Origin of the sequence: Filimonas lacunae (assembly GCF_002355595.1) — a bacterium.
In the GTDB taxonomy this organism is placed as follows: domain Bacteria; phylum Bacteroidota; class Bacteroidia; order Chitinophagales; family Chitinophagaceae; genus Filimonas; species Filimonas lacunae.
The window spans coordinates 7,311,815-7,333,148 of sequence record NZ_AP017422.1 but is presented as its reverse complement, the minus strand read 5'-3'; the positions used below and the strand labels follow the sequence as shown (position 1 = coordinate 7,333,148).

General features: G+C 45.2%; 15 protein-coding genes. 11 read left to right on the top strand and 4 right to left on the bottom strand.

Going from position 1 to position 21,334, the window contains the following annotated elements; genetic code table 11:
• Nucleotides 1-24: 24 nt before the first annotated feature.
• On the bottom strand, nt 25-3,153 hold the full coding sequence (locus FLA_RS29140) for a SusC/RagA family TonB-linked outer membrane protein (protein ID WP_076376990.1): 3,129 nt from the start codon (nt 3,151-3,153) through the stop codon (nt 25-27).
• Nucleotides 3,154-3,328: 175 nt separating this feature from the next.
• Here FLA_RS29140 and FLA_RS29135 point away from each other — a divergent pair, with 175 nt between their 5' ends.
• The 6 genes from FLA_RS29135 to FLA_RS29110 all read left to right on the top strand — a co-directional run bounded on the left by FLA_RS29135 (nt 3,329) and on the right by FLA_RS29110 (nt 9,479).
• Nucleotides 3,329-4,780: a sensor histidine kinase gene (locus FLA_RS29135; RefSeq protein ID WP_076376988.1), complete on the top strand. Its 1,452-nt coding sequence runs from the start codon at nt 3,329-3,331 to the stop codon at nt 4,778-4,780.
• A gap of 11 nt (nt 4,781-4,791) precedes the next feature.
• Nucleotides 4,792-5,487: a response regulator transcription factor gene (locus FLA_RS29130; protein WP_076376986.1), complete on the top strand. Its 696-nt coding sequence runs from the start codon at nt 4,792-4,794 to the stop codon at nt 5,485-5,487.
• A gap of 62 nt (nt 5,488-5,549) precedes the next feature.
• Nucleotides 5,550-6,170, top strand: coding sequence for an HAD family hydrolase (locus FLA_RS29125; protein ID WP_076376984.1), 621 nt, complete (start codon nt 5,550-5,552; stop codon nt 6,168-6,170).
• Between the two features lie 19 nt (nt 6,171-6,189).
• Entirely contained in the window at nt 6,190-7,656 is a 1,467-nt protein-coding gene (locus FLA_RS29120; RefSeq protein ID WP_084206072.1) for a M28 family peptidase, read from the top strand.
• A 552-nt stretch (nt 7,657-8,208) separates the two neighbouring features.
• On the top strand, nt 8,209-8,556 hold the full coding sequence (locus FLA_RS29115; RefSeq protein WP_076376982.1) for a hypothetical protein: 348 nt from the start codon (nt 8,209-8,211) through the stop codon (nt 8,554-8,556).
• 140 nt (nt 8,557-8,696) lie between these two features.
• A complete protein-coding gene (locus FLA_RS29110; protein ID WP_076376980.1) occupies nt 8,697-9,479 on the top strand; it encodes a hypothetical protein in 783 nt (260 codons plus the stop codon).
• Nucleotides 9,480-9,491: 12 nt separating this feature from the next.
• Here FLA_RS29110 and FLA_RS29105 read toward each other — a convergent pair whose 3' ends face one another.
• The 3 genes from FLA_RS29105 to FLA_RS29095 form a co-directional block, all read right to left on the bottom strand.
• Nucleotides 9,492-9,860: a DUF4260 domain-containing protein gene (locus tag FLA_RS29105; RefSeq protein WP_076376978.1), complete on the bottom strand. Its 369-nt coding sequence runs from the start codon at nt 9,858-9,860 to the stop codon at nt 9,492-9,494.
• Nucleotides 9,861-9,934: 74 nt separating this feature from the next.
• Complete coding sequence (locus FLA_RS29100) at nt 9,935-10,528, bottom strand: Crp/Fnr family transcriptional regulator (RefSeq protein WP_076376976.1); 594 nt, start codon at nt 10,526-10,528, stop codon at nt 9,935-9,937.
• The gene (locus tag FLA_RS29095; protein ID WP_231940356.1) at nt 10,525-11,115 is read right to left on the bottom strand and encodes a peptidylprolyl isomerase; all 591 of its coding nucleotides are present in this window, start codon (nt 11,113-11,115) and stop codon (nt 10,525-10,527) included. The genes FLA_RS29100 and FLA_RS29095 overlap by 4 nt, the downstream gene beginning before the upstream one ends.
• A 59-nt stretch (nt 11,116-11,174) precedes the next feature.
• On the opposite strand from FLA_RS29095, the gene FLA_RS29090 reads away from it, so the two are divergent.
• The 5 genes from FLA_RS29090 to metH all read left to right on the top strand — a co-directional run bounded on the left by FLA_RS29090 (nt 11,175) and on the right by metH (nt 20,549).
• Complete coding sequence (locus tag FLA_RS29090; RefSeq protein ID WP_076376974.1) at nt 11,175-14,324, top strand: ATP-dependent helicase; 3,150 nt, start codon at nt 11,175-11,177, stop codon at nt 14,322-14,324.
• A gap of 43 nt (nt 14,325-14,367) precedes the next feature.
• Nucleotides 14,368-15,930 (top strand): Ig-like domain-containing protein, encoded by a 1,563-nt coding sequence (locus tag FLA_RS29085; protein WP_076376972.1) that lies wholly within the window; start codon nt 14,368-14,370, stop codon nt 15,928-15,930.
• A gap of 37 nt (nt 15,931-15,967) precedes the next feature.
• Nucleotides 15,968-16,588: a recombination mediator RecR gene (recR, locus tag FLA_RS29080; protein ID WP_076376970.1), complete on the top strand. Its 621-nt coding sequence runs from the start codon at nt 15,968-15,970 to the stop codon at nt 16,586-16,588.
• A 192-nt stretch (nt 16,589-16,780) separates the two neighbouring features.
• Complete coding sequence (locus tag FLA_RS29075; RefSeq protein WP_076376968.1) at nt 16,781-17,809, top strand: homocysteine S-methyltransferase family protein; 1,029 nt, start codon at nt 16,781-16,783, stop codon at nt 17,807-17,809.
• A gap of 37 nt (nt 17,810-17,846) precedes the next feature.
• Entirely contained in the window at nt 17,847-20,549 is a 2,703-nt protein-coding gene (gene metH, locus FLA_RS29070; protein WP_076376966.1) for a methionine synthase, read from the top strand.
• The last annotated feature ends 785 nt before the right edge of the window (nt 20,550-21,334 follow it).

Genomic DNA, 21,334 nt, shown 5'->3' with positions numbered 1-21,334 from the left:
ATAGATCTTTTTACGTGAAACAGGTTATTGTAAAGTGGCCTGTAAACCGATAGCAAATGTTTTGATATTCGGATACTTGGTTCCGTTACTCGTGTTCAGTTCTGAATCCCATAATTTGAATTTGCTGAAGGTGAGTATGTTTACACCCTGGAAGTATACACGCAGGTTTTTAACACCAATGCTGTTTAAAGTAGACTTAGGAAAAGTGTAGCCAAAGTCTATTGTTTTTAAGCGTACAAAATCCATATCCTTTAACCACCAGGTGCTGGTAAGCGTATTGTTCTTATTGGCAGTGCTGCCATAAGCCAGCCTTGGATAAAAGGCATTGGGGTTAGGATTGGCTTCTGTCCACCTGTCGGCAGCAATAGCATACAGGTTGCTTCTGTCGGCACCGGTACCATTGTTAAACGGAATAATACCATCGCCCGCAATAATCCTGTCAGCCCCGCTGGTACCCTGGAAGAATGCGCCGAAACTAAACCCTTTCCAGTTTACATTAAACCCGCCGCCATATACCATATTAGGCACATCACCATTACCAATGCGGTGTACATCATAGGCATCAATAATACCGTCGCCATTCATATCCTTGTAGCGGATATCCCCTACACGCGGGTTGCCAATGCCCGATTGGTTAGGACTTTTGGAAATTTCGTCCTGGCTTTGAAACAGGCCTACGGCTTCATATCCGTAAATAGATAAGGCGTTGCTACCCCTGCGATCCATATAAGCATATTTAGGAGTAGGCTGGTCGTTCTCTATCAACCTGTCTTTGGCATAGGTAAGGTTGCCACGCAGCGTCCAGAAAGTGTTGCCTACTTTCAGCATTCCCGACTCAATGGTTAAGTCAATACCTTTGTTATCAATAATGCCCAGGTTACCCCATGGATTTTGACTTAAGCCAGCAAAGCTGGCCAAACTTCCTCTTTGTAAAAACACACCGGTTCTGTGTTCTTTAAACAGATCTACCGTTACAGATAAATTGTTATGCAGTGTTTTAAATTCAATACCTAAATCCTGTTTATGCGAAGTGGCCCAGGTAACATCCACGCCATAACTGCTGATACCTACACCCAGCATCGGGTTCTGACGGGTACTACCAAACGTGTAACCAGGTGTTGACTCCACAAACGTTTGAAACAAAAAGCGATCTATCAGGCTCAACTCATTGGTAGCACCGCCTGCACCAACCGTACCATTAGAGTAACGCAGTTTGAAAAACTGGAAACTATTTTTGAATGGCTCAAAAAAGTCTTCCGAAGACACTACCCAACCAACACCAAAAGAGGGGAAGAAACCATAACGTCTGTCAGGAGCAAAGTTTTCCGATCCGTTATAACCGAAGTTAAACTCTGCAAAGTATTTGTTATTCCATGCGTAAGTAGCCCTGCCCGCATAGCCCCGGTAACGATAGGGTATAGAACCCACCAGGTCGGTAGCAAAAGCATAGGTATAATCATTCTGGTTATACAACAATAAACCACTTACATGGTGCTTACCAAAATCGCGGTCGTAGTTAATGGCCGATTCCAGGTAAAATCTTCTGTTACCGCCGTTTACCCTGGCATAGCTTAACGCATCAGAACCTTCATGGGTTAACACCAGGTTTAAAGAACCGTCGTCCTTGCGCGGATTTACCTGGTCTACAAAATAGGTGCTTCTTAAACGAACACGATCTATGTTATGTTCATTCAATACATCAAACGAATACAGGAAGTAAGCAGATAAACCCTTTACCCAAAAATCAAAGTCCTGTAACAGCTTCACGTTAGAAAACACCTGGTTTTTAAACTGTGAGCGGTAGCCCCTTTGTGTAATATCCGCATACGGATTACGCTGGTCGCCGTTAGAACTCTGGCCCGGTACAAAATTGCCCGGATACATTACCGGGTAAGCTACCGGTGTAATTTGCATGGCCTGCGAAAATGCATCCTGCGAAGTAACACCAGGATAATTGGTATTGGAGATATAGCCCTGCAAGCCCAGCTCAAATTTAGTATGTGCGGTAAGGGCCAGGTTCAGGTTGCTGGTAAAGTTATAACGCTTAAACCGGGTGCTGGCATCGTAGTTACTTAAGCCGTCTGTTTTCAGCATCCCTTTTTCATCATAGTAAGCCAGCGACACATAATAATTGGCATTGCTGGTGCCACCGCGGCTGCTTACATTCAACCGCCTGTTTTTACCGGTTTTATCAAACACCGCATTCATCCAGTCTACATTCGGGTATACATAAGGGTCAACACCTGATGCCGTTTTGTCAATATAATCCTGTGCATATTTAGGCGTTTGACCACTGGCTAACATAGCCTCATTGGTAAGGTTCATGTAGGTGATACCATCTGCCAGTTCGGGTGTGCGGGTAAAAGCGGTAATGCTTTCGTTGTAATTAACATTGAAAGTGGTTTTACCCACTTTGCCCGACTTGGTTTTAATTAAAATAACCCCGTTCGCACCTCTTACGCCATATACAGCAGTAGCAGAAGCGTCTTTTAATACGGAGAAGGACTGGATATCCTGCGGATCAAAACTGTTTAAATCACGCTCAATACCATCTACCAGTATCAATGGCTTGGCGTTATTGCTGCCAAAGGTAGAAATGCCGCGTATCCAGATGTCGGCCGCATCAGCACCCGGCTCGCCGGTACGCTGCACGCCTATTACACCCGCAATACGGCCGGCCAGCATAGAGCTCAGGTTGGCCACCGGTTGCTGTAGTTCTTCTACATTCACCGACGACTGCGCCCCCACCAGGCTTACCTTTTTCTGTTTACCAAAACCTACTACCACCACATCATTTAAACTGCCCGATACCGCTTCCAGTGTTACTTCAAACACAATGCGTTCGTTTATCAGGAAGGTTTGTGTGTTATAGCCCACAAAAGAAAAAGCGAGGGAATCGCCTTGGTGGGCTGCCAGGCTAAAAAGGCCATCTTTATCGGTAAGGGTGTGCTGGCCCGTTCCCGGAACCGATACACTTACGTTGAGCATTTTATTGTCCAACGCATCTTTCACCCGGCCACTGACTGTAATTACCTGGCCGATGGTTGTTTTTTTCTGTGCCATTACCGGAAGTGCTGCCGATGATGTAAAAAGCAGTAAAAGAAACACACGCACACGAAGGCGTGCCGCTCCGGGGAGATGTTTTCTTCTCATAAGCATTCTATTGTTTTGTATGGTAGATAAAGCAGTTGCGAAACCAATAGTTTCACCTTACTAAATTAAATTGCAGTACAGCCGCAACCTGTCAACAGACTGCAAACAGATTGTTAACGGAATTTAAACGCGGCGCAAACCCTTTCTGTTCCTTTTAAAATGTGCTACATTTCAAATGCGAAGTACCCAACGCGCCCACCGCATGAAAAAATCGTCACTGACTACTTATAAACTCATTAGTATATTAAGCCTGCTGATACTTTCCAGTGTACAGTTTTTCCTGGTATACAATACCTACGAGCTAAAAAACCAGCAATACTATTTATCGGAAAAGACCATTATCAGCGACGAATACGCCCAAAGCATCCGTAACGATAAAGCCTTTCCCGGCGGGGCAGCCATTATAGACAAGTATATCCAGGGCAGCATGCACGAAATAGAAAGCCTGCATAATCGTAAAGCACCCAATTTCAATCAGTTTAAAGAACAGCTGTTAAACAACATGTTTGCCGAGCTGCGCCAGAAAAATAACATGGACAGCCTGCTACAGGCCATTCAAAAAAAACAACACCTGAATCCCTATCTCAAATACCTGCTTACCATCAGCAAGCTGGATGTGGCCTTCCAGGGAAACAGTTATGTTCCCTTGTATACCAGCCAACAGTATTATCATGGCATTGACTCGGCCATTCAAACAGTAAACGGTATTGTGATTGGTGGCACACTGGAACATGGCAACGATCACAACCGGGTAATAGCACTTACTGTTAGCAGTGCTTCTAACTATAGCTACCGCATTACGTTTAACCTGTATGTGGATAGCTATAACAGGCGACTGGCTATTTTAAATCAAATGATGCCCACCTTTGGGTTGTCTTTGTTCGCTATTTTGTCGGTAGTGCTGTTGTTCTTTATTACTTTCCGAAACTGGATCAAGCAAAAAAAGATTGCAGAAATGAAATCGGATTTTGTAAACAGCATCACCCACGAGTTTCACACACCGCTGGCCGCAATTATAGTAGCCAATAAAAACCTGCAAAATGATAAAGTGATAGAAAACCGCGGCAACATTAAACCCCTTACGGATATTATTCAACGGCAGAGCGACCGGCTGAAAACCCTGTTTGAGCAAGTGCTGGATATTACCAGCCGGCAAAACCTGCAGCTGCAAAAAAAGGAACACGCTTTGCATGTGTTGCTGGAAGACATACTACTGGACTACCGCTTAAAAATTACCGATGAAACCATACTGCTTACATTTAACAAAAATGCCGCAGACGATACTATTAAGGCCGATGCCTTCTGGCTTACCACCATGCTGGACAATATCTTTGACAATGCTATTAAGTACAATGCCAGCAGCAGTAAAAAGATAGACGTATCTACCTACAACGAAGGCAACCGGTTATTGCTGGTAATAGAAGACAACGGCATTGGCATGTCGCCCGAAATAAAAAAACACATCTTTGAAAAGTTCTATCGCCATCCCGGTGTTTTAAAGCACACCACCGGCTTAGGCCTGGGCTTGTTTTATGTAAAGCTTTGCATAGATGCGCACGAATGGCATATTGAAATAGAGAGTACACCTGAACAGGGAAGCAGGTTTATTATTATCATACCCCAATAATAATAATGCACATGAAAACCAAAGTATTATTTGTAGAAGATGAAACTGACCTGGGCAATGTGATTAAGCAATACCTGGAGATAATGGAATTTGAAGTAGACTGGTGCGAGAATGGTTTGCTGGCATTGCAAAAGTTTAAAGCCAACCCTAATGGCTATCATATTATGCTGATAGATGTAAGCATGCCCGGCATGAATGGCTTTGAACTGGCCGATCAGCTGATTGCCCTAAAAAGTAATATCCCTTTTTTATTCCTCACCGCACGCAACGAAAAGAAAGACCGTTTGCATGGTTTAAAAATCGGGGCCGACGACTACATAACCAAGCCCTTTGATATTGACGAACTGGTGCTGCGCATGAAAAACATCATCCGCCGCAATCATATAGATATACAACCTGCTGTGCCTGCACCCGATTGTGTGGAACTGCACGATGTGCTTTTTTATAAAGACCTGCTAAAACTGACCATTCAACACCACGAAATAGCACTTACCGTTCGCGAAGCCGAACTGCTGGACTTTTTATTTAAAAACCAGAACCGCATTTTAAAACGCGAAGAAATATTGCAACAGTTGTGGGGCGAGAATGATTACTTCCTGGGCCGTAGCCTGGATGTGTTTGTTTCGCGCCTGCGCAAACATTTAAGCCGGTCTAAGAAAATAGCCATTAACAACGTGTATGGTGTAGGCTTCGTCTTTTCCTGCTGATTTTAGCGCCGGTTACTTTATAAAAGGCCAGTATCTTTGCCCCTCCTTAAAGCACAGATATCATGAGTAATCCCGGCACTATTGAACAGAAACTGGACAAGCTTACCCGTTTAACAGAAGGTTATGATGCGTTTTTGTACGACTGCGACGGCACCCTGGCCGATAACATGCAGGCACATAAAGACTCTTACGTAAAAGTGGCTAAAAGCTACGGACTGGACATGGACGCGGCTATTATTGACGAGCTGGCCGGCTATCCTACCGTGCTGGTAGTGAAAGAAATAAACAATCGTTACGGCACTAACTTCGACCCCGTAGAGTTTGCCACCACCAAGTCAAGAGTGTTTTTTGAAGAGTATATTGAAAAAACATTGCCTATAGACTTTGTAGTAGCCCACTTAAAAGCCCACCATGGTAAAGTAAAAATTGGTGTGGTTTCCGGCGGTAGCAGAAGAACGGTTTCTAAAACCTTAACCGTATTAGGTATATTCGATTTGATTGAGGTAATGGTATGCGCAGGCGAAACACCTAACGGCAAACCGTTTCCCGATCCGTTTTTAAAAGCGGCAGAAGAACTGGGCATTGCCCCTGAACGCTGCATTGTGTTTGAAGATGGTGAGCCTGGTGTACAAGCCGCTACCGCTGCAGGCATGCAGTCGATAAGGGTGGATAAGATCGTATAATCCAAACTATCACATACATATGAGAAAACAAACGTTAGCAGTAGCAGGTATACTGGCTTTTGCCTGTACCGCTGCTACTGCTCAGCAACCAGACTGGACGCCTGTGTTTACGCAGATGAACACAGAAGTACTTACCCATTCAAAAGCTTACAGCACACTACAGGAAGCCACTTCCACCATTGGCCACCGCCTTACCGGCAGCGCCAACGGCAAAAAGGCCGAAGAGTATGCTTTTAACCTGCTTACCCGCTATGGCTTCACCAACGTAAGGTATCAGCCTTTTGAAGTAGAAAGCTGGAGCCGTGGCACCATAGCCGTTACCACCGGCAGCAACGCAGCCGGTCAAAAGCCTGTAAAAGCCGTGTCACTGGCCCACTCACCCGTTAAAGCCGATGTTACCGCACCATTGGTAGATATGGGCAATGGGGTAGAAGAAGATTACACAACCGCAGCCGGAAAAGTAAAAGGTAAAATAGCCCTGGTGTACCTGGGCGTGTTACCCGGTTCTAAAGAAGGCACTCCACATTTACACCGTTCCGAAAAAACCGCTATCGCTACCAAACATGGTGCTGCCGGCGTTATTTTCATCAACGCTGTACCGAATGGTGTGCTGTTAACCGGCACCGCTTCTGTTACCGGCAAACTCATTCCCATCCCCGCCGTATGTATCGGGCAGGAAGATGGCATGGCCCTGAAACAACAGCTGACCACGCAGCAGTTGACCAGCCACATTCAACTCACCAACTTTTCGGGTAAGATCAAGGCCCGCAACGTCATTGCCACTATACCCGGCAAAAGCCTGCCTAACGAAAAAATAGTAATAGGCGGACACCTGGATAGTTGGGATCTTGCCACAGGTGCTATTGACAACGGAATAGGTTCTTTTTCGGTGCTGGACATCGCGCGCACCTTCCAGGCCCTGCACCTGCAGCCCGCACGTACGGTAGAGTTTGTGTTGTTTATGGGTGAAGAAGAAGGTTTACTGGGTTCTAAAGCCTATGTAAACGCAGCTATCAAAGACAAAAGCATTCACCAGTTGCGCTATATGCTGAACTACGACATGACCAACGATCCCAAAGGCTATAGCACTACCGACTCGGCCAGCAAAGAGCTGTTTCAGCATATAGGCGCTATTGCCCATACACTGGACACCAGCTTTACCAATAGCTTCCGCAACGAAGCCGGCCTGCATAGCGATCATCAGCCTTTTATGCTGCAGGGCGTACCTACTGCCGGCGGATTTGGCGGTAAACTGCCCAACAATGCAGGCGCCTGCTATCATGCCGATTGCGATAACTTTAGCCTGGTAGATGAAAAGGGATTGCAAAACACGGTACGCTTCAGCGCCATGCTACTGTATGGTATTGCCGATGCACCGGTGTTAGTGGCCAAACATTTCACCGATGCCGAAACACGCGAATTCCTTCTTAAAAATAACCTGAAGCAACCCCTGCAAATAGCAGGTGAGTGGAGATGGGAAAAGTAATTTTTCCGTTCTACAGGTTTGATATTATAGGCCCTGTTATTAAAAGAACACTATGTTGCTTTTGATGACAGGGCTTTTTTATCCCCCACTACCTATAATGTATAAAACCACTGTTTACACTCTTAATGCTTTCTCTACAGCAAAATAGTACCGTTTCTTACCAGTAATTCCTGACTAAAAAGCAAATCCTGCCAAATTTTAATCCGGGCAAACAACAACTAAATAAATTAGCAAATTATGCATTTAATAAGAATGCAACTGTTTATTACCGGCAACTTTAGTTACCTTATACACGCACTGAACGCACCCTTATGGCAGACTATTGCCTGAAACTGCCCATTTTGCTATGATATTTAGGAAATCAAGTCTTTCCTCATACCGTTATTAAACTATAATAACATATATTTTATTTTACATAGCTACACACCCAGCCCCTTACCACCAGCAGATTGGCAATGACAACCTTGTTCATAAAACAATCTTTTCGTTATATTTACGTTATTCAATAAGAAAGAAGCTGCATTTTTTTATATTGATAAAGTACCCGGCAGTATGAAAACTATTATATCTACAGTGGCAATTTTGCTATTAAGCATAATGTCTGTACACGCCCAAAGCGCCAACGTTTCTACTATATCTGTTATGGGTAGTAACCAGGCAATGAATAATATGCAGGCAAGCATTCAATCTACTGGCATTAAATCCGAAGCAATTACACCAAACGACTCTACCATAATAATAGCATGTGATTTTGGGGTTGCACGTAGAAACAGGGTAAAACAACTAAGGGAAACATCTATTATAAAAACCCGAAGCACCGACACCACTAACATCAACTGCCCGGTGTATACCTTTATCAAGTGTAAAACAGAGGTGCCGGCCACCACTAACCAAAAGTAAGTATCGTAACCAACTGCTGCCATTGCCATCCTTCACGCCACCCCGGCAATATAATAATTAAATAAAATTATATTTACTACTTAAAAGCACACAAATCATCCTTGCCGAAAGTTTGATTTCCTATTGCGCAAATCCTATACATGAAGGCACACCTCACAAAAAAACTGCTTACAAGGCTCCTTGGAGGGTTTTGCATTTTGGCTTTTGTCGCCTTCACCTATTGGAAAGAAGATATACAAGCTGGCAAAACAGTACCCATTACAGCACATAACCATTCTCAAAAATCAGTAACGGTGAATACGCCTTATGTATCCACTCATGTAACCTCGTTATTAACCAATCCCTGCCTGGTAACACTGCTGGATAGTATCACCAATCCTTGCTTATCTACCTATATATCACATTTATTCGCCTATACCTATAATGGAAGCCAGGCTACCTTTAGTTTGAGTATTGCAGAAAGCGATACAAAAAAATGTCCCGGCTGGACAGATGTATCCCGGTCTAACCCCAGTGAGCTAACCATTTATTTGAATAAAAGCATTGCTCCCGATGCATCGCGTGAGTATTGGACCACTGTTCTGGGACATGAAATCATACATTCTTTTATCATTATCAATCATATGGCTCCTCATGTAACACCCGGTGTGCCCCCTTACCTGGAAGTAACACACGAGCTGATGGTAAAGAGCTGGGTAACCTCCCTGGCAGAGTTTATCCGTACCTGCCATCCCGCCTTATCTAAATATGATTCGTTTGGGCTGGCATTAGATGGCTTGCAGGATATAATGATAGGGCACGGGTATGAAAGTGATACCAACTGGGATAATTTTATACAAAGCCATTACAATATCTCTATTACCGAAGCTGGTCATGTGGGTGATGCCTATGCTTTTGGAGGTTACGGAACAGAATGCCCATAAGGTAAAAACCGGTTAAACATTCTTTGCCTTTCCCGTCATCCCTAAATGCGTATGATTAAAACCATCTTCATACTTCAATCCAAACCCCAGCACCCTGTCAAAATTGCTATGTGCCCAAAGCAACAGGCCCACAAATTCCACCCATACGTTATGCAACATATAACCTGCTATCGCCAATACAATAGCCGGTAAAAAATGATGAAACAGGTTATATGTCCATGCTCCCAAACGCGTGTTTACAGCGTAACCTATCATGCTAATGTCCGGAGAAAAGAACAACAGCAACCATGCCCACCAGCTAAAATGCACAGGCAGCAGGTACAATAAAAAAAGGGATAAGAATAACTGAGCTACTATTTCTGCTTTCAATAAAAGTTTCATGTTATCGGTATTTTGATAACACAAAGCTCGGCCACATAGCTGCCCGTTGAATTAACAATAGATAAGAAAAACTGTCAGCTTTTGGCACTTCTGTTACGAATGCGACTTAAACTTACCGGGGTAATGCCCAGGTAAGAAGCAATGTATTGCTGCGGAATACGCTCCATAATCTTCTGCTTATTACCCTGTAACAATTGCTGGTAGCGCTCTTCGGGGCTTAAGGTAAGCAGGCTTACCATCCGTTCTTCCAGCCCCATGGCCAGGTATTCGGCCAGCAGGCGACCAAAACGCTCCCAGGTTTTAGACGCATCATACAAATCGCAAAGCTTCCGGTAAGCAAACACAATCATCCGGCAATCAGTAAGCGCTTCAAAGGTCAAGGGAGAAGGCTTTCCGGTAATGCAGCTGAAATAAGAGCCGGTAAAATGATTTTCAAAGTAGAAATAGGTGGTTTTCTCTTCCCCATTCACCGTGTAGTAGTGCCGCATATTCCCTTCCAGCACCCAGCCTATTTCGGTGGCCGTGCGGCCTTCCTTTATCCAGCATTCATTTTTGGCCAGTGAGCGGTATTGTAATGCCGGCAACAGCAAATTCCAGTCGGCATCTGTAAGCAGCACAAAGCGGGAGATAGCATTGCGGAATTGGGTAAGGTCGTCAGGTGTTATCATAAACGCGTAATGTTATAAATGCTTACCACAGGCTTAAAATACTGGTCGTCTTCCGGGCGGTTATATACCGCTTTCACCACTTTCATACCTTTTACCACCCTCCCAAAAGCAGCATAGCCCTGCCCGTCGTCGTTATTAGCCCCGCCGTAATTAAACCCGGGCTGATCGCCCACGCAAATAAAAAACTCTGTAGTGCCACTGCCCGGTGTGGTACGCGCCAGTGACACCGTACCATTCAGGTGTTGAATACCTGTTTGCTGCGTGGTTTCGTGTGGTATGCCCGGTAAGCTGCCGGCCTTGGTATGGTTGGTGCGCCACAAACCGCCCTGTATTAAGTTGCTTTTAGGCGCGTTGGAAGGTTGATTGTCATCAGTAAGCACCCGGTAAAAAGAAGTGTTCTTATACAAGCCCGAATCTACATAGCTTAAAAAAGCAGCTACTGTTTTAGGGGCCTTATCCGGATAAAGTTCTATTTCTATATCACCATCCCGTGTTTCAATCACTACATGCGGGTTCTTGTATTTGGGTTTACAGGCGGCCAGCGTCAGGCAACTTACAACCAGCGATATGAATAGATTACGCATCATTATTTTTTGAAAAGGAACACAAAAATAGTAAACACCCCGCCATATATTACCTTTGTTGCATGGTTGGCAAGCAACAGCAGTCAGAAAAGTTTCAACAGGTATACCAGCAATTGAATCCCCAGCAAAAACTGGCTGTGGATACAATTGAAGGCCCTGTAATGGTGATAGCCGGCCCGGGAACGGGGAAAACGCAGATTTTAAGCGCACGCATCGGTAAAATACTGACCGATACAGATGCCCGTCCCGAAAACATTCTTTGCCTTACCTATACCGACGCCGGGGTGGTAGCCATGCGCAGGCGTTTACTCAACTTTATAGGTGCCGATGCTTATAAAGTAAACATTTACACTTTCCACGCCTTTTGTAACGATGTGATACAGGATAACCTGTCTATGTTTGAAAAAACAGCGCTGGACCCTATATCAGACCTGGAACGCATAGAGCTGTTAAAGCAACTGATAGATACTTTTCCTAAAAACCACCCCCTGAAACGTTACCGGGGCGATGTGTATTTTGAAATCACTAACCTGCAATCGCTGTTCAGTACCATGAAACGCGAAGGCTGGACACCCGCTTTCATCAACAGCAAAATAGACGAATACATTGCCAGTTTACCTTTCAGAGACGAATACATTGCCAAGCGGGCAGTGAAGGAGTTTAAGAAAGGAGATGTGCGCACCGATAAGATTGCCGACGAGCAGGAAAAGATGGAAAAGCTACGCGCAGCCGTAAACGAGTTTGACCATTTTCAGCAAGCCATGCGCCAACGCAATCGCTACGATTTTGACGACATGATCAACTGGGTGATACGCGCTTTTGAAGAAAACAAAGGCATGTTAAACCGCTACCAGGAGCAGTTTTTATATATCCTGGTAGATGAATACCAGGATACCAGTGGTACGCAAAACAAGCTGGTAGAGCTGCTGATCAACTTCTGGGAAAAACCCAACGTGTTTGTGGTGGGTGATGATGACCAAAGTATTTACCGCTTCCAGGGCGCGAACATTGAAAACATGCTCACGTTTGCCGATAGCTATAAAGACACCCTGCTTACGGTAATACTCACCAATAATTATCGCAGCACCCAGCCCATACTGGATGTTTCTAAATCGGTCATTGGTCGTAACCAGGAAAGGCTGGTTACCCAGATAAGCGGTTTAAGCAAAGAGCTGATATCGGCCAACAAGCGCATCAGCCACATGATACACCGCCCGCAGATAAAAGAATACATGACCCAGCGCCAGGAAATGATTGACATTACCCTACAGATTGAGCAACTGCTGAATGAAGGGGTAGGTCCGGGCAGGATGGCGGTGATTTATAAAGAGAACCGGTACGGCGAAACATTGGCAGAATATTTCAGGGCGCGCAACATTCCCATGTACAGCAAGCGCAGCCTGAATGTGCTGCATATTCCGCTGGTACAAAAGATATTATTACTACTACGTTACCTTTCTGCCGAGCTGGATGTGCCTTATGGTGGCGATGAAATGTTGTTTGAAGTATTACACTTCGACTGGTTTCATATCCCCGCCATTGAAGTGGCGAAAGTAAGTGTGGAAGCAGCAGACAGAAAGTACGGAGAAAACAAAACCACGCTCAGGCAACTGCTGGTAGAAAAAAGCAACCAGCCTGCACGCGACCTGTTTAGTGTAAACATTCATCCTAAGCTCAAAGATGCCAGCCAGATTATAGAAAAGCTGGTAAGCGAGGTGCCTAATATCACCCTGCAAAACCTGTTTGAAAGCATTATACGCGGGGCAGGCGTGCTGGGCATTATTATGAAAAGCCCTGACAAGATTATGATGATGCAGGTGTTAACCACCCTGTTCGATTTTGTGAAGGAAGAAACCCGGCGCAATCCTATTTTAAATGTTCACGGCTTTATTAACATTATAGACCTGATGGAAAAAGAAGGCATCAGCCTTCCCATGACACAGGTAAGTGGCAACGAAAAAGGCATTAACCTGCTTACTGCCCACGGCAGTAAGGGTTTGGAATTCGAATACGTGTTCCTGGCGGGTTGCAATGCTGCTTCGTGGGAAAAGAAACGCAAGCCCGGTGGTGGCTACAGCATGCCCGATACGTTGTTCTCTTCTGCTGCCAGCGCCGCACACGAAAACAACGAAGAGCTACGCCGCCTGTTTTATGTAGCGCTTACGCGTGCCGAGCAACACCTGTGTATTTCGTACAGCCGCTTTAAAAGTGATGGTAAAGAGCTGGAACCATCTATGTTTATTGCCGAGATACAGGAAGAACATAGCCTGCCGGTAGAAAAGGTAACCGTAGATACAGAAACAGAATTCGGTTTCCAGGGCCTGGCCTTCCATGCCCTGCAGGCTCCGGAAATTGAGCAGGTAGAAGCAGACTGGATCACCCGCATGCTGGATAAGTTTTCCATGAACGTTACAGCCCTCAACAACTACCTTAAATGTCCGCTGGAGTTTTATTTTAAAAACCTGGTGCGCATTCCTTCGCCCAAAAACGAAGCCACCGAATTTGGCTCGGCCGTACACTACGCGCTGGAAAGGTTGTTTGAAAAAATGAAGACGAACAACGAACAGTTTTCGCCGGTAGCAGACTTTATTACCGACTTTGAACGATACATGCACCGCCACCGCGAAAGCTTTACCCGCGAGCAATTTTTAAGAAGACTGGAATACGGGCAGGATGTGCTTAGCAATTACTACGAAAAGTACATCAACGAGTGGAACAAGATCGTTTCTATAGAACGCAATATCAAAAACGTAATAGTTAACGGCGTGCCCCTGAAAGGCAAGCTGGATAAACTGGAATTTTTTGGTAAAGAAGCCAACGTGGTGGATTATAAAACCGGCGATCCGGATAAAGCCCGTGAAAAACTGTTACCTCCCAACGAAAGAAACCCCAATGGGGGCGACTACTGGCGGCAGGCGGTTTTTTATAAAATACTGGTAGATCAGTACGAGCGGAAATCTTGGAAGGTGGTAAGTACCGAATTTGACTTTGTAGAGCCGGATAAGAAGAAAGAATACCAGAAACGCAAAGTGGTGATTGCCCCGGAGGACATTACCACTGTAAATCAGCAAATTAGCCTGGTGTGGGACAAAATACAGGCCCGGGATTTTTACACCGGCTGCGGTAAAGAAGACTGTCATTGGTGTCAATTTGTTAAAACCAATAATATGGCCGTTAAACTACACGAAATAGCGGAAGAAGAGGAAGTGTAAGAAGCGGGAAGAGGTTATGTTTGCAAACTATATGCGTTTACGGATGAAACAATCATTTTTGCCCGCCTTTGTGTTGTTGCTGTTGCTACCTGCTACACAACTTTTACATTCCTGTGCTAACATTATTCCTCCCAGCGGCGGACCTAAAGACAGTTTGCCACCTGTGCTGGTAAGTGCAGTGCCGCGCGATTCTGCATTGCACTTTAACAGTGATAAAATTGTTATTACATTCGACGAATACGTTACGCTGGATAATGCCCAGCAAAACCTGATAGTATCGCCTGTTCCTAAAAACGCCCCACAGGTTTCTGGCAAGCTGCGTACCATTACGGTAAAACTGCGCGATAGCCTGGAAGCCAATACCACTTACTCCATCAATTTTGGCCATGCCATTAAGGACGTAAACGAAGGCAACGTGGCTAAGCAACTGACTTACGTATTCAGCACCGGCAGCTACATTGACAGCAACTACCTGGAAGGTCGTGTGCTGGTAGCCCAAACCGGTAAAGTAGATACCACCCTTATTGCAGTATTGCACCAAAACCTGAACGATACGGCTATTTATAAAAATACGCCACGTTATTACGCCAGGATAGACGGTAGCGGCAACTTCCGTTTTGCCCATTTGCCGGCCGAAACATTTTCCCTGTTCATTATCCCGGACGATTACAGTAAAAAATATGACGACAGCACCAAGCTATTTGCCTTTGCCGATTCTAACATTACCGTAAGTACACATACCCCATCCGTTACCATGTATGCTTACCAGGAATATAAAGAAGGCCCCAAAACCAAATCCACCACTACCAATTCAGGTAATAATAATCCTAATAAGAAAAAGGATAAGGATAAAGAAAAAGAGGAGGATAAGCGCCTGAAAATAACAGGCACTTCCCTGGCAGGCGGCGAGCAGGATTTGTTAGGAAATCTGCAAATAAGCTTTAACAGGCCCCTGCGCAACTTTGACAGCACCGCTTTCGTTTTAACAGATACCGGTTACAAGCCTTTGGCTAAGCAACCTTCTGTTAGCTGGAGCGATACCACGGCCACCAAACTTACCCTTCGCTATAGCTGGCAGGTAGGTACACAATTGAAACTGATTATAAAGGACAAGGCGGTTACCGATAGTGCCGACATGAACTTATATCGCACCGACACCTTGCCATTTGTTACCAAAAAAGAAGCAGCTTACGGCAGCATAAAACTCCACTTTGAGAAAATAGATTATGCTAAAAACCCGGTGCTGCTAATTACGCAAAACGACAAGACGGTTGACTCTGTGTTCATTAAACAAAAAGAATGGTTCCGCAGGTTGTTTAACCCCGGTGACTATGAACTGAAAATATTGTACGACACCAATGCCGATAGCGTTTGGACTCCTGGACAATACTGGTTAAGCACCACCAGAAGGCAACCGGAATTAATAGTACCCGCAACACCCGCCAAAATATCCGTTCGTGCCAACTGGGACAACGAATGGGATGTAAGCCCGGGCGATCCGTTTGAAGCACATGGCCCTGATGGTAAGCGTAAAGCAGGCGCTGGAATGGGTGCCGGTAAAGGCGGCGGAATCGGTAGCGGCAAGCTGCCAGGCAAGTCGCTATAAAGCATAGATATTGCTTTTTACAGCTTAATTTTGTGTTATGCAGCTACCATCTTCGTTGTTAGAAAATGCGGTGAATGAATTTTCCAAATTACCAGGTATAGGCAAAAAAACGGCTTTACGCCTGGTACTGCACCTGTTAAAACAGGAGGTGGGAGCTGTGGAACAATTTGGCGATACAATAGCCCGCATGCGCCGGGAGATTCAGTTTTGCCAGCGTTGCTTTAACATTAGCGATGCCAATTATTGCAGCATCTGCGCCAACAGCCTGCGCAACCAGCGCCAGATTTGTGTGGTAGAAAACATACGGGATGTTATTGCCCTGGAAACCACACAACAATTCAGCGGCACCTACCATGTGCTGGGTGGCATTATCTCCCCCCTGGATGGCATTGGCCCCGATCAGCTGAACATTGAATCGCTGATACATCGCGTGGGCCAGGAAGGAACCGAAGAACTGATCTTTGCTTTAAACCCCAACATACAAGGCGACACTACCATTTACTATATCCAGAAGAAAATCAAACACTTACCCTGTAAGGTAACCACTATAGCCCGCGGCATAGCCTTTGGTGGCGAGCTGGAATATGCCGATGAACTTACGCTGGGTCGCAGCCTGGCCAACCGCCTGCCGGTGGACAGCTATATCAGCAACCGCTAAGACCATCATATTGCCGAATGTTCATTATCTTTGCATCCTCAGGCAGATTTGTTTATTGTTCGGCCTGTAAAAATCTGAACTAATAAACGTCTAAGATGCCACCAACCGGTACCCCAAACGTTTACCAACTCAGAAGCAATCATTCTTACAGTTAAATAAAAGGAGTTTTCCCGTTAGGGAAAAAGGATAGGCATGAAAACAATTCAGGAATGTTTACAGGAACGCATACTGGTAATTGATGGCGCTATGGGCACTATGATCCAGCGCTATAAACTGCAGGAAGAAGATTACCGTGGCGAAAAGTTTAAAAACTGGCATTGTGATGTGAAGGGCAACAACGACCTGTTAAGTATTACCCAGCCGGGCATTATTGAAGAAATTCACAAGCAATACCTGGAAGCAGGTGCAGACATTATTGAAACTAACACTTTCAGTAGCACCGTAATAGCCCAGGCCGATTATGACATGCAGGAAGTGGCTTACGCCATGAACGTGGAAAGCGCCCGTGTTGCCCGCAAAGCAGCGGACGAGTATACTGCTCTCAATCCGGATAAGCCCCGTTTTGTAGCAGGCGCCATTGGCCCTATGAACAAAACCTTATCACTCTCTCCTGACGTGAATAACCCCGGCTACCGCGCCGTTACTTTTGATGAAGTAGCCGATGCTTATTACGATCAGATTAAAGCCCTGGTAGAAGGTGGCGTGCACCTGTTGCTGATAGAAACCATCTTTGACACCTTAAATGCCAAAGCGGCTATCTATGCCACCCGTAAGTTTTTTATGGATACTACCGGCAAGCCCGATGGTGAAGGCACCTTGCCTATCATGATCAGCGGTACCATTACCGATGCCAGCGGACGTACCCTGAGCGGTCAAACCCTGGAAGCATTTTATATTTCTGTAAGTCATGCCAGGCCGTTAAGCGTAGGCTTAAACTGCGCCCTCGGAGCCAATGACATGCGCAGCCATATTGAAGAACTGAGCCAGATAGCCGGCTGCTTTACCTCAGCTTATCCTAACGCAGGTTTACCGAATGCAATGGGTGAGTACGATGAAGCGCCACACGAAACAGCGCACTTTATTGAAGAGTGGGCCGAAAAAGGATTTGTAAACATTGTGGGCGGCTGCTGCGGCACTACCCCCGATCATATTAAACATATTGCAGACAATGTAAAACGCTTTCAGGCCAGGCAAATCCCTGTACTGGAAACAGCGCTTTAATTGTTAAGGAAGAAGTTTTTACAACGAGATACATTCAATGAGCATTATCAAGCCATACTTACGCCTTTCGGGTTTAGAACCATTAGTAGTACGCCCCGAAACCAACTTTGTAAACGTAGGTGAGCGAACCAACGTAACCGGCTCTAAGAAGTTTGCACGCCTTATTAAGGAAAACAAATACGAAGAAGCTTTAAGCGTTGCCCGTCAACAGGTAGAAAGCGGCGCACAGGTAATTGACGTAAACATGGATGATGCACTGCTGGACGGTGTACAGGCCATGACCACGTATTTAAACCTGCTGCAAAGCGAACCTGACATTGCCAAAATTCCGGTAATGATCGACTCCTCCAAGTTTCCCATTATTGAAGCTGGTTTAAAGTGCGTACAGGGCAAGTGCATTGTAAACTCTATTTCCATGAAAGAAGGGGAAGACAAGTTTATAGAGCAGGCTTACATATGTAAAAGCTTTGGCGCTGCGGTAATTGTAATGGCTTTTGACGAAAAAGGCCAGGCAGATACCATGGAGCGCAAAGTAGAAATATCATCACGCGCATACGAAATATTAACCCGGCAGGTAGGCTTTGCCCCGGAAGATATCATTTTTGATATCAACGTGTTTGCCGTAGCCACCGGTTTGGAAGAGCATAACAACTACGGTGTAGACTTTATTGAAGCCTGCCGTATCATCAAACAAAAATACCCGCTGGTGAAGATCAGCGGTGGCGTAAGTAACCTGTCGTTCTCTTTCCGTGGTAACGAACCGGTAAGGGAAGCCATGCACTCTGTGTTCCTGTACTACGCCATTCAGGCCGGTATGGACATGGGCATTGTAAACGCAGGCCAGTTACAGGTATATTCCGAAATTGAGCCGCAGTTACGCGAACTATGTGAAGATGTAATTCTTAACCGCAACAACGATAATAACGAGGCTACTGATAAACTCATTGCCTTTGCCGAAACCGTAAAAGCAAGCGGCAAAGAAGTGAAAAAGGATGATGCCTGGCGCAACACCAGCGTAGAAGAGCGTTTAAAACATGCGCTGGTTAATGGCATTACTGAACATATTGAAGCCGATACCGAAGAAGCGCGTGTTAAATATGGCCGTCCGCTGTTAGTGATTGAAGGCCCGTTAATGGACGGCATGAACGTGGTAGGTGATTTATTCGGCGCAGGTAAAATGTTTTTACCACAGGTGGTGAAAAGCGCCCGCGTAATGAAGAAAAGCGTGGCGGTGCTTACCCCGTTTATTGAAGAAGAGAAAAAGAATAATCCCAATGCACAGCAAGGCGGTGCAGCCAAAATATTAATGGCTACCGTAAAAGGCGATGTGCATGATATTGGTAAAAACATTGTAGGGGTGGTATTAGGCTGTAACGGCTATGATATCATTGACATGGGCGTGATGGTGCCTGCTGATAAAATACTGGACACCGCCCAAAAGGAAAACGTAGACATCATTGGCCTGAGCGGATTAATTACTCCATCATTAGATGAGATGGTACACGTGGCCCGTGAAATGAAACGCCGCAACATGACGCAACCATTGCTGATTGGTGGCGCCACCACATCCCGCACCCACACCGCGGTTAAAATAGAACCGGAATACGGCAACGGTGTTATTCACGTACTGGATGCCTCCCGTAGCGTAACCGTAGCAGGCTCGCTGTTAAGCAAAGAACAGAAGTCGGGCTTCCTGGATGGGGTAACTAAAGAATACATTAAGCTGCGCGACGATTTTGGTAAGAAGAAATCTGTTAAGCAATACATTACCTACCCCGAAGCACAGGCCAAAGCCGTGAAGGTAGACTGGGATAATTACCAACCTCCCGTACCCACCTTTACCGGTATTAAAACGTTTGACAACTACGACCTCGCAGAAGTAAGAGACTATATTGACTGGGGCCCCTTCTTTATTTCTTGGGAGCTGGGTGGCCGTTTCCCCGACCTGCTTACCGATAAAGTAATTGGTGTAGAAGCCACTAAGCTGTATAATGATGCCAACGCCCTGCTGGACAAAATAATAGCAGAGAAATGGTTAAGCGCACACGGTGTAATAGGCTTCTGGCCTGCTACCCGCGTAGCATCGGATAGCGTATTGGTAAAACAAGGCGCTGCCAACTCCGGCGATATTAAACTGGAATTTATACGTCAGCAGGTAAAGAAAGCAGCCGACCTGCCCAACCTGTCACTGGCCGACTTTATAAAACCAGCCGCAGCCGGCAGCACAGAAGCGAATGACTACCTGGGTGCTTTTGCGGTAACCATCAAAGGTATAGAACCCCATATCAAACGCCTGGAAGCTGCTTTTGACGACTACAATAAAATTATGCTGCAAGCCCTGGCCGACCGTTTTGCGGAAGCTTTTACCGAGCTGTTGCATAAAAAAGTAAGAACTGAATACTGGGGCTATATCAACAACGAGCAGTTAAGTAACGAACAACTGATTAAAGAACAATACGTAGGTATACGTCCGGCACCAGGCTACCCTGCCTGCCCTGACCACACCGAAAAATACAAACTGTTTGATCTGTTAAACGCTACTGAAAACACGGGCATTACCTTAACAGAGTCACTGGCCATGTACCCGGCGTCGTCTGTTTGTGGCTGGTATTTCAGCCATCCGCAAAGCCAGTACTTCGGTATCGACAAAATAAACAACGACCAGTTTGAAGATTACATTCAAAGAAAAGGAATGAGCAGAGACGAGGCGGAAAGATGGTTACGCCCGATTTTAGAATAATGATTTCACCGGGTATTCGTTTGTACAGTGAATACCCGGTATTTTTTACCTGTGATTAAGCACTTACCTTCTCCTTTATAGCACTTTGCTATCCTTTACAAGCACTGCCCCCTCATGGAAAAGTATGCTGGTTGTATTCGGCAGCATGGAACAATCGCCTGACAGTACTTATAACCCATTGAAAAAGAAATACAAACAATTACCAGGTACTTACCAGCTATAGATAAACACATACAAACCATATCCAGATACATTGTAACATTTGGCGAGTACTCACTAACCGCTTTATACCCCTTAGCAATTGCTTACAAAGACTTACAAAATAGCAGGAAGCGCATACAGTTTGTTTATGGATACTTAGTATCTAGTTGTAGGTACCCTCCATTTCATGGTAAGCACTTACCAGCTGGTTTTAGGGCATTTACAGAGCCGTTGTAAATACTTACAAGGCAGTTTGTGAGTGCTTACAATAGAGTTTGTAAGTACTTACAAGGTCGTATGTAAGTACTTACAAAGTGGTTTGTGGGTACTTACGAAGCGTTTGTAAGTGCTTACAACAGAGTCTGTATGTACTTACAAGGTCGTATGTAAGTACTTACAAGGTGGTTTGTGGGTACTTACGAAGCGTTTGTAAGTGCTTACAATAGGGTTTGTATGTACTTACAAGGTCGTATGTATGTACTTACAAAGTGGTTTGCGGGTACTTACGAAGCGTTTGTAAGTGCTTACAATAGGGTCTGTATGTACTTACAAAGTCGTAGTAAGTACTTACAAGGTGGTTTGCG